The sequence below is a fragment of the Bradyrhizobium sp. P5_C11_2 genome, assembly GCF_054049755.1.
This window is the reverse complement of sequence record NZ_JBFULT010000269.1, coordinates 1-10,063: the sequence shown is the minus strand read 5'-3', so window position 1 is coordinate 10,063 and position 10,063 is coordinate 1. Positions and strand designations below refer to the sequence as shown.

The 10,063-nt window shown below is 62.8% G+C and carries 7 protein-coding genes; all 7 read right to left on the bottom strand.

Features of this window, described 5'->3' with window-relative positions; translation table 11 throughout:
- Positions 1 to 514 precede the first annotated feature (514 nt).
- Positions 515 to 856, bottom strand: coding sequence for a hypothetical protein (locus tag ACXJL8_RS23335; RefSeq protein ID WP_456685654.1), 342 nt, complete (start codon positions 854 to 856; stop codon positions 515 to 517).
- Positions 857 to 1,315: 459 nt separating this feature from the next.
- On the bottom strand, positions 1,316 to 4,690 hold the full coding sequence (locus tag ACXJL8_RS23330) for an AAA family ATPase (RefSeq protein ID WP_456623137.1): 3,375 nt from the start codon (positions 4,688 to 4,690) through the stop codon (positions 1,316 to 1,318).
- Positions 4,691 to 4,732: 42 nt separating this feature from the next.
- On the bottom strand, positions 4,733 to 5,131 hold the full coding sequence (locus ACXJL8_RS23325; protein ID WP_456623138.1) for a YybH family protein: 399 nt from the start codon (positions 5,129 to 5,131) through the stop codon (positions 4,733 to 4,735).
- A gap of 261 nt (positions 5,132 to 5,392) precedes the next feature.
- The gene (locus ACXJL8_RS23320; protein ID WP_456685653.1) at positions 5,393 to 6,256 is read right to left on the bottom strand and encodes a sugar phosphate isomerase/epimerase family protein; all 864 of its coding nucleotides are present in this window, start codon (positions 6,254 to 6,256) and stop codon (positions 5,393 to 5,395) included.
- Positions 6,256 to 7,461, bottom strand: a complete 1,206-nt coding sequence (locus tag ACXJL8_RS23315; protein ID WP_456685652.1) for a dihydrodipicolinate synthase family protein — start codon at positions 7,459 to 7,461, stop codon at positions 6,256 to 6,258. Before ACXJL8_RS23315 ends, ACXJL8_RS23320 begins: the two co-directional genes overlap by 1 nt.
- Positions 7,462 to 7,471: 10 nt before the next feature.
- Positions 7,472 to 8,623, bottom strand: a complete 1,152-nt coding sequence (locus ACXJL8_RS23310; RefSeq protein WP_456623141.1) for a Gfo/Idh/MocA family protein — start codon at positions 8,621 to 8,623, stop codon at positions 7,472 to 7,474.
- A complete protein-coding gene (locus ACXJL8_RS23305; protein ID WP_456623142.1) occupies positions 8,620 to 10,017 on the bottom strand; it encodes a hypothetical protein in 1,398 nt (465 codons plus the stop codon). The genes ACXJL8_RS23310 and ACXJL8_RS23305 overlap by 4 nt, the downstream gene beginning before the upstream one ends.
- Between the last annotated feature and the right edge of the window lie 46 nt (positions 10,018 to 10,063).

Here is a 10,063-nt window from a genome sequence, read left to right as displayed (position 1 = left end):
GCCTCATATCGGCGGAGGGTTTCGATGGCCGGCAGCCAGTCGATCCAATGCTTCATTGGCGGTCACTTCCAGACCCGGCCGGGCGCTTGGCCACGCTCACGCATTGGCCGCGATTGGCCCAGCTGGAAGCCAGTCTAGGCTGTTGCGTCCCTCGGCAAGTGGAAAAATGTCACATCTCCGCTCATTCGCGCCAATTTTGCCAGGTCCGCGCCACGTCCGTTTTGGGGTCATTCGCGACCGGGTCGAGCCAGCAGCAAGTCCGACCAACGTCCGTTCTGCCAGGAAGTCAATTCAGTGGGGCCATGCCGACGACCGCCAAGCTGGTCGAACCCGCCCTCGACGAGTTCTACGCCACGCTGAGCAGCAAGCAGAAGGCGCGCTACAACACGCTGCAACAGGTCGCAAGCCCGTGAGGGCAGCATCCGTTCGTTGCAATTGCGCAGCGGCGCGGGTCCGGGTCGCTCCTCCCTGTGAGACGTGCGGCGGTACGGAATGCAAACGACAGCCGCCGACCTCACGCAGCGGAACTCGTCCCCTGTCGAGTCTCATCCGTGTTGGTGATCGCCTGAGGCGGCGCTATCTCATTCGAGCCGGCGGCATTGCATTGCTGGAAGTGAGCGGACAGCTCAAGATCGGCCAGGTGATCCCAGTATTCTGCTTCCGCGAGCAGCTTCCAKTTTTTCATGCTGTTGTACGCGGCCTGTTGACGGCACAACGAACTCATCGCACGCAAGCGTCGCACCTTGTCCACTGCGAACCTCCCTTCGCGCTTGCTTGTTTGCAAGCGCATTTGTGTTGTCGCAATTTCGCAGATTGAATTGACGAGTGATAGTCCGGTGTTTGACGGTGAATCCATGACAGCGCAATCGTCTGACTTTTCAGCGAATAGTCGAGCCGAATGACGCCGGCATTGACGGCAGTAGAAGTCCCCAGCCCTGCCACGCCGATCACAACAATGGCCCCGACGAGTGCACGTCGGGGCCATTCAAGATCATCAGGCATGGGTACATCCGCCGTGCCTTATGATCGTTGAGGCCACGATTACCGCATCCGATCTGGCGCAGACTGTGGCGAGGCTGCGGCATCGGGGTGATGTTATTCTGCCTGAAAGCCGATGGCTGTCCACGTCTCGTTGGTGGTACTCCCACCAGCTCACTCGCCCGCACGAGCTGCCCGCTTCATCGGGGGCCGGTGCCCACCAACGCCACTTTGATTTTCGAGATTGCTCGAGCCTCAGCAGGGCAAGCTTCGGTTCACTGGAAGCGCCAGACCTGCGGCCTAGATGCAAGTGCCTTATGCATCACAAACGACGCCATTAAACCTCAGCAAGTTCCTGCATGAGTAACTTGGCGGAACGAAGGTCTGTTGTTTCGAAGCCTTCCGTAAACCAGCCGTAAACGGAACCAAGGAGGCTTCGCGCGTCGGCGATCCGGCCCTGGTCGCGCCAAAGCCGAGCCAGACTCATGGCCGCACGTAATTCAAAGGATCTCGCGCTTTGGCTTTGGGCAATCTTGAGCGCAGCTTGCAAGTAATTCTCAACCTCCTCAGCCGGAGCACCGCGGATGCGATGCAGTTCGCCGTCAATGCAAGCAAGTTCCGCCTCCCACATATGTTCTTCGTTGCGCGCAGCAATGGCCTTCGCTTCGGCCAGGGTTTCCAGCCCCTTTTCGTCGTCACCCAACTGGTGGTACATCGCCGCGAGCATCCACAAGTACCGGACCTGGTACCAACTGGCTCCGAGCCTGGCCCGCTCGTTCAGACTGAGGCGCATGAGCGCCAGGCCGCCCTCCACGTTACCTTCCTGCGCCATTGCCCAACCCCGCAGGATGAGGCCGCTCAAGCGCCAGTAGTTCAAGCTGTGCTGATCGGCGAGATCGATGATGGCTTCGGCGTGCACATGCACAGCCGCCATGTCACCCATCAGCTCCGCAGGCCCCGCTCCGCCATAGACCTGCACGTGCGCGGTAAGGTTCGTCTGATTTAGCTCCGCAGCGTATTCAAACGCCGCGCGGCTCGTCCTCTGGGCCTGTTCGGGGTAGCCAAGTATCCAAAGCACAATTGCCAGGTAGGGTAACGCCGAGGCCTTCGGGTCATGTACATAGTGAACTGGCGGCGGCCGATGCGTGTCCGGCCGATAACGACTCAGGATCGTTTCGAACTCCGAGCGAGCCGTAAGAAAGTCGCCGGCATGCATGGCGGTGAGCGCCGCCAAACGATGTGTAGCTAGTTCAAGTGCCGTGTCGCCGGTCCGCTCGGCGGCGCGCTGCGCCTCGGCAACAAGGGTCTGCATGGCACCAAAGTCGCCGCGCACGAAGTGGAAAATGAACTTCCCGCTTAGAGTAGCGAACAAGGCACCCGTGTCATCGAGTTCATAACAGAGCGCGTGAGCCCTGCTGAAGGCAGTGCCCAGTTGCGGAGCCGTGTATCCGTGAATGGCGATCAGCGGACCTCCGATCGCCGTTTGCAGCGCGAGTTCCTGGCGATCGCGCTCCGGTCCTTGTGGATTGGACTTGAGTGCCTCCAGTCCCCTTGTGAGGTGAGTGATCGCATCGAGATTGGCGGAACGTCCCGCTGCGATCCGGCCGGCTCGCAGCCAATAGCCGACTGCCTTTCCCGCCAGCCCACCCTGCGTAAAGTGCGAAGCAATCGTCTCCGGCTCCGCCTCCGCACGGGCAGGATAGTGTTCTTCGAGAGCCGCAGCGATGCGGGCATGGATCTGCTGCCGCTTGCTCTTCAAGAGGCTCTCATGCGCGATGTCTTGGACCAGCGCGTGTTTGAAGCTGTAGCCAATATCCGGCGGTGCTCCACGCCGGAATATGAGCTCGGCTGTCAATAGCTCATTGAGAGCACGCTGGAGCGCGTGTTCGTCGAGCGCCGTAACCGATCGCAGAAGGTCGTGCCCGAATTCGCGCCCAATGCAAGCTGCGATCTGGGCGACTTCCTTGACCGGCGCCAACCGATCGAGGCGCGCCATCAACGAGTCCTGCAGCGTCGTCGGGATCGCCAGCGGCGGCAACGGGCCTATCAACTCATAGCGGTTGCCCAGGTCTTTGAGCAGCCCGGATTCAATGACCGCCTTGGTGAGCTCCTCGACAAATAACGGCACGCCATCGGTTTTGGCCAAAATCTGCTCAAGCACCTCTTGTGGAAGTATTTTGCCGCCCGTGACCCGGTCCACCACGGCCGCCCCTTGCCTCCGGCCGAGTCGGCTCAAAGAGAGCGCTGTCACGTGTCCATGGCCTGTCCAGCGCGAAACGAACTCCGGCCGGAAGGTGATAATCATCAGAATCGGAAGTCGCTGCACCTCGTCGACAGCCCGGTCGAGGAGTTCGAGCATGGTAGGATCTGCCCAGTGGACATCCTCGTACACGGCAAGCAGCGGCTGCTTTGCCGACAGACCGTGTATCTGCTCCAGGAGGGCCTGGAACGTTCGCTCTTTCTTCTGGTGTGGACTAAGCGCAAGTGGCGGGTATCTCCCACCTGCCGGAATTGCCAAGAGGTCGGCAAGAACCGGCGCGCTCTCATGCACGTCGTTTGTAGCGAGAGCGAGCATGGCCTCGAGTTTATCGAGCTGTTCTTCGGGAGCGTCCTCCCGTCGTATTCCCGCGGCCCGTTCAAGAAGGCCAATAATGGGGTACAAGGCGGTGTTGGGATGGAACGGCGAACAGAAATGGCTCAGCGGCGTGTGCGGCACACCTGCGAGGTGATCGCGCAGGGCCCGCACGAGTCGTGACTTGCCGATCCCTGCTTCGCCGCCGAGCAGCACGATCTGTCCCTCGCGCTCTTTTGCGCGCTCCCACCGGTCCAAGAGCAATGCAAGTTCTTGGTCTCGTCCGACCAGCGTGGTCGTTGCCATGCCGTGGTGCTGGGCGTCGAATCGACTCTCGGCTGCGCCCTCACCCGTGACGAGCCAGGCCTGTACCGGTCCAGGAAAGCCCTTGAGAGGCACCGTGCCGAGGTCGCGGTACATGAAAGCTTCGCCGAGGAGGCGGCGCGTCGACTCGGCAATCACGACGTCGCCGGGCTCGGCCAGACCCTGCAGGCGTGCGGCCAGGTTCGGCGTCTCACCGATCACAGCGCGCTCGCGAGCCTCTCCCTCGCCCGTCAGCTCGCCGACCACGACCAGACCAGTTGCAATGCCGACGCGAGCGGCAAGCGCCAAGCCGCCCGGCCCGGTAAGGGACGCGACCGCCTTGGTCACCCGAAGTCCAGCCCGGATGGCACGCTCCGCCTCATCTTCATGCGCCCGCGGCCAACCGAAATACGCGAGAACGCCGTCGCCGAGGAACTTGGCTATGTGGCCTTCGAACCGGGCGATCTCGCCCGCGACGGTGTTGTGGTAGGCCTGCATGAAGTCACGCACTTCCTCAGGATCGCGTCCTGAGGCGAGCGCGGTCGAACCGACCAGGTCGACGAACATGACGGTAAGCTGCCGACGGTCCGCCTCCGACGGCAGTGCCGGCCTTATCTGTCCAGCTGGCTCACCAGCATCAATGGGGGCGGCAGCGATCGATGATGAGCGCGCTTGAATCGCCTTCAGCACGGTCTTCCGCGGGCCGAGCGGCAAGCCCAGTTCTCGCAGATCGGCTTCAGTCAGCTCTTGCAGGACATCAGGCGTGACTTCGGCTTCCTGGAAAGCCTGAGTGTAGCGCTCCAGCCCAAGACCGCGAAGCCATTCCGCTATATCCACGCGAAGTCTCCTCGCGCGGCGCCAAGCGATTGGACGGCGAGCTCAGTTGAAAGTATGCAATCTCAGCTTCAGTGAGCCGTCCGCTTGACGCTCGAACACGTGGGTGGCAATGCCGCCGACGCTTTGGCGGCTCCCATCCGGTCCCTTGCCGTCGGCCGTCCATTTTGCGGTACTGAAGACGACCTTCTCGTCTCCACCCGCGTCTATGATCGTTAGTTTGTGACCAGTGAATCCACCTGAAAACAGCCCAGCGAAGAACTCTTCGATTTCTTCCGGACCCGATATGACCTGATGCGTTGGTGGTAGCACTTTAGCGTTTGAAACATAGGCTGCGGCGACCGCTCTCGAGTCAGCTTTGTTGAACGCCGAATCCCAGGCGGCATAAGCTCCAGTAATTTCGTCTCTGACGTCGAAGCTTGTCGAGGGCGCCAAGTTCGTCATGATTCCCTCCCTCAGGTTTTGCCTTGTTGACCGCCGCATCCTATCACTGCTGGGCAGTGCGGGTAATCGGGAACGTGTGGGAACCGGCGTGCTATTCTAATTGGACCGAGGATCTAACGAGGTAGGTCCATATTTCCGCGGAGGATCATTCGCGGACGGGTCGAGCCAGCAGCACGTCCGACCATTGTCCGTTCTGCCGCCGAAAGCGGGCGCAAAGTCAGAGGGGGCCATACTGACGGCCGCCAACAGCGCGCGCGGGACCTACACCACAGTCCGGTGCCGTTCGATGCAGGTGCGCAGCACCTCGTCCATCGGCTTACCCCACCAGTCGTTGGAGAATATCTCGATCTCGGAATAGCCGGCATAGCCTTGCGCCTCGACCGCGGCGCGCACGGATTTGATGYCGATCACGCCGTCACCCATCATGCCGCGATCGTTGAGGATGTCCCTGGTCGGAACCAGCCAGTCGCAGACATGGAACGCCAGCAGCCGGTCCTGGCCGGCGCGCGCGATCTGGCCCATCAGGTCCGGGTCCCACCAGATGTGATAGACGTCGAGCGCGACGCCGAGCATGCCGGTGCGGCCGGGGTCGAGCCGGTCGCAGATGTCGAGTGCCTGTTTTGTCGTATTCACACAGGCGCGGTCGGCTGCGTAAGCCGGATGCAACGGTTCGATCGCCAGCGGCAGCTTTGCCTGCCTGGCGTAGTCGAGCATGTCGGCAAGGGCCTCCTCGACCTGCCCCCGTGCCGCCACGATGTCCTTCGATGTCTCGCTGCCCGGCCGCGAATATTGCGGCAGGCCGCCGGCGACGAGCACGATGCAGGGCGCACCCAGCGCCTCGGCTTCGTCGACACAGCGCCGGTTGTCGTCATGCACTTCGGCGCGGCGCGAAGCATCGGAGGTGAACATGCCGCCGCGGCAATAGCCAGAGAGATCAAGCCCCGCGTCACGCACCGCGCGCGCCGCGCGATCGAGGCCCACGGCGGCGACCTGATCGCGCCAGGGATCGATGGCGCGAATGCCGTGCTCTGCACAGGCATCAACGATCTGAACGAAGTCACCCTGCTTGCGGACAGTCGCCGTGTTCAGCGACAGCCAGCGGTGGTCAGACGAAAAATCACGCATCACGATTCGATTCCGTGCGAAACCATGACGGCCTTCATGCGCCGCGTCGCCAGTTCGGGATTGGCCAGCAGCCCGGCCTGATCCGCCAGCCGGAACAGTTCGGCCAGATGCAGCGTCGAACGCGTGCTCTCCTGGCCGCCGACCATGGTGAAATGGTCCTGATGGCCGTTGAGATAGGCCATGAACACCACGCCGGTCTTGTAGAACCGCGTCGGCGCCTTGAAGATGTGCCGCGACAGCGGCACGGTCGGCCCCAGCACGTCGTGGAAGCCGGCCTCGTCACCGGCAGCCAGCCGCGACAGCGCGTAGGACGCCGCCGGCGCGATCGCATCGAAGATGCCAAGCAGCGCGTGCGAAAAACCCTGCTCGTCGCCGGCGATCRGCTCCGCGTAATTAAAATCGTCGCCGGTGTACATCTTGATGCGCTTGTCCAGACGCCTGCGCATGTCGATCTCACGCTGCTTGTCCAGCAGCGACACTTTTACGCCATCGACCTTGGCGGCGTTGCCGTTGATGATGGCCACCGCGGTGTCCATCGCCTTGTCGAGATCTTTCGTGCCCCAGTAGCCCGTCAGCGCCGGATCGAACATGTCGCCGAGCCAGTGGATGATCACGGGCTCCCGGACCTGCGACAGCACGCGGTCATAGACCTTTGCGTAATCATCGGCATTGCGGCCGAGTTTTGCGAGAGCGCGCGACGCCATCAATATGATGCGGCCGCCGACCTTCTCGACCGCCGAGACCTGCTCCTCATAGGCGCGGATCACGTCGTCGAGGTTTTTGGCGTCCTCGACCGCGAGATGGTCGGTGCCGGCACCGGAGAACACCAGCGCATTGCGGCGCCTGGCGGCGGCGACCGAGCGCGTGATCAGCTCCAGCGAGGTCGGCCAGTCCAGCCCCATGCCGCGCTGCGCGGTGTCCATGGCCTCCGCAACGCCGAGGCCGAGGTCCCAGATATGCTCGCGGAACGCGATGGTCTTGTCCCAGTCGACGGCGACCGAGAGCCAGGGATCGTTGTCCGCGAAGGGATCGGCAACGGTGTGCACGGCGGAGAACGCGATGCGATTCAGCGTGCCTTCAAGCCTCGCGGGAAACGTTCGCGAGGCCGCGAGCCGGTAGGTCTCGATCGACCGGTCGGCTTTCGGCAGTTTGAGCGACAAGGACGACATTGAAGGAGCAGGCTTGGGCAGGACGGGCTTGTTCATCGTTGCCTCCTTAGACCTTGATCGGCGCGACGTCGATCCAGCGCCGCTCCTTCCAGCTCTTCAGCGCGCATTCGGCGAGCTGCACGCCCTTGGCGCCTTCGAGCAGCGTGAACTTGTAGGGTGCATCCTCGTAGACGTGGCGGATGAACATCTCCCACTGCTCCTTGAAGCCGTTGTCGTAGCTGACGTTGTCCGGCAGCTTCTGCCAGTCGCCGTAGAAATCGTGCAGCCGCTTCTCGTCGGGATTCCACACCGGACGGGGCGTCGCCTGCCGCGCCTGGATCATGCAATCGGAGAGGCCCGCGACCGCCGAGCCGAGCGTGCCGTCGACCTGGAAGGTGACGAGATCATCGCGGTAGACGCGCGTCACCCAGGACATGTTGATGTGGGCGATGACGCCGCCCTCGAGCTGGAACGTCGCGTAGGCGGAATCGTCCGCAGTCGCCTTGTACTTCTTGCCCTGCTCGTCAAACCGCTCAGGAATGTCGGTATTGCCGATGCAGACCACGCTCTGGACGTTGCCGAAGAGATTGTCGAGCACGTAGCGCCAGTGGCAGACCATGTCGAGGATGATGCCGCCGCCGTCCTCGTCGCGGTAATTCCAGGACGGCCGCTGCGCCTCCTGCCAGCCGCCCTCGAACACCCAATAGCCGAACTCACCGCGCACCGAGAGGATGCGGCCGAAGAAGCCGGAATCGCGCAGGAACGCGATCTTCTTCAGGCCGGGCAGGAACAGCTTATCCTGCACCGTGCCGTGCTTGACGCCCTTGGCGTTGGCGAGCTTGACGACCTCAAGGGCCTCTTCGAAGTTCGTCGCGATCGGCTTCTCGCAATAGACGTGCTTGCCGGCATTGATAGCCTGGGTCAAAAGGCCCGGCCGCGCCTGCGTGGTCGCGGCATCGAAGAACATGGTGTCGTTCTTGTCGGCGAGCGCAGCATCGAGGTCGGTGGTCCAGCGCGTAATGTTAAACCGCTTGGCAAGCCCTTCGACCTTCTCGGCGCTGCGGCCGACCAGGATCGGATCGGGCATGATGCGGTCTCCATTCTTCAAGCGGACGCCGCCCTGGTCGCGGATCGCGACGATCGAGCGGATCAGATGCTGGTTGAGCCCCATGCGGCCGGTGACGCCGTTCATGATGAGGCCGAGGCGTTGCGTGGTCATGCCGATTTCTCCAAGAGTGACTTTGGCTGTTCGAGCGGGGCGAGCGCCGACCAGTCCGGATGGACCGACGTCGCAAAGCCCGCTGCATGAAGCGATCCCGTCAGGAGATCGCCGTTGTGAATGTGGAGGCGGATGCCCTGCCCGGCATCGGCATAGAGATCGGGATGCGCGGCCGCGAAGGCCTGGGCTTCTGCGAGAGGCGTCTCGCCAAAACCGTCGACATAGTGATGGCCGTTGCGCTCGGCATGGGCGATGCCGAGGAAGGCGCCGAGCGCGAGGTCCTGCTGCACGGCAAGGCCGGCCTGGCAGGTCAGGTCCTCGCTGGTCACGAAGAACTTCTCTCCGCCCACACTCCACTTCGCCGCTCGCGTGGCGTTGACGACGGACTTGTAGAGCGCCTTGCAGGATTTCGAGGAGATGCCGCGATAGCCGAGTGCCCGCGCCGCCGGAAACGCATCGTAGGAATCATCGGCCTCGTCGATGATGAAGCCGCGCGCCGCCAGCGAGCCGAGCGGCGACCGCCGGGTGATGTCGCGCGGCATCGGCTGCTCGACATAGAGCAGCCGCGAGGCGATCGGTCGCAGCGCGGAATCATGGTCGAGCCGATCCATCAGCGCATGCAGTGCCGCGAGATCGGCGTACTGCTCGTTCGCATCGAGCGTCACCTTGTAGCCGCGCCCGAGCCTATCGAGCTCCTTGCCGATCAGCGCCAGCCGCGCTGCGTCGGCTGCGGGATCGCCCAACAGCTTCAGCTTGAAGTAATGCGCACCGGCGTTCTCGTGCGCGTCGGCGACGCCGCCCTTACCTTCGACCGTATCGTCGAGGCCGACGGTATGCCTGATAGCGACGCGCGGCAGCGGCTTGCGGCCGGCAAGAAACGTTGTGATATCCGTTTCCTTCAAATCAGGCGACAGCCGCGCATCGATGCCGGCAATGTTGCCGGCCATGCCATCGAAAAAGCTGGTCTCAACGACGCGCAGCAGCGCATCGAGGATCGCCTTGTCGATTTCCGCGGGGCCATAAGCCGCCGCAAGCGCCGGAATGTTCTTCTTCGCGCAGGTCGCGATCTGTGCGCCGATGCACGAAGCATGCAGATCGAACGCGGTCAGATATCCGGTCCGCGCCAGATAGAGCCCGCGCGCGATCTGAAGCGACCGCCGCAACCCGTCAACCGTCTGTGCCGGAGAAAACTCCGGACGCTTGTCGAACCATTTCGGCACCAGCAGCTCGGCGCTGGCGCCGATTGCGGTCCCCCTGCCCTCGACCTCGACCTCGACCCGCACAAAGAGCTGCGGCGTCGCGTTGATGGTGATCGCGCCGAAGCGGAACGGCCGCGCGAAACGCACGGGACGTTCGAAGAAGGCGATGTCTCGCAGCTTCAGGCGCGGTGCCATGGTGTTACTTGGTCCCAGAAGTCTGGCAGCGTGGACGGTGCACCTC

Coding starts and splice junctions, on each gene's coding strand:
- ACXJL8_RS23325 (WP_456623138.1), bottom strand. CDS start 5,131: ATGACGAACTTGGCGCCCTCGACAAGCTTCGACGTCAGAGACGAAATT.
- ACXJL8_RS23310 (WP_456623141.1), bottom strand. CDS start 8,623: ATGACCACGCAACGCCTCGGCCTCATCATGAACGGCGTCACCGGCCGC.
- ACXJL8_RS23305 (WP_456623142.1), bottom strand. CDS start 10,017: ATGGCACCGCGCCTGAAGCTGCGAGACATCGCCTTCTTCGAACGTCCC.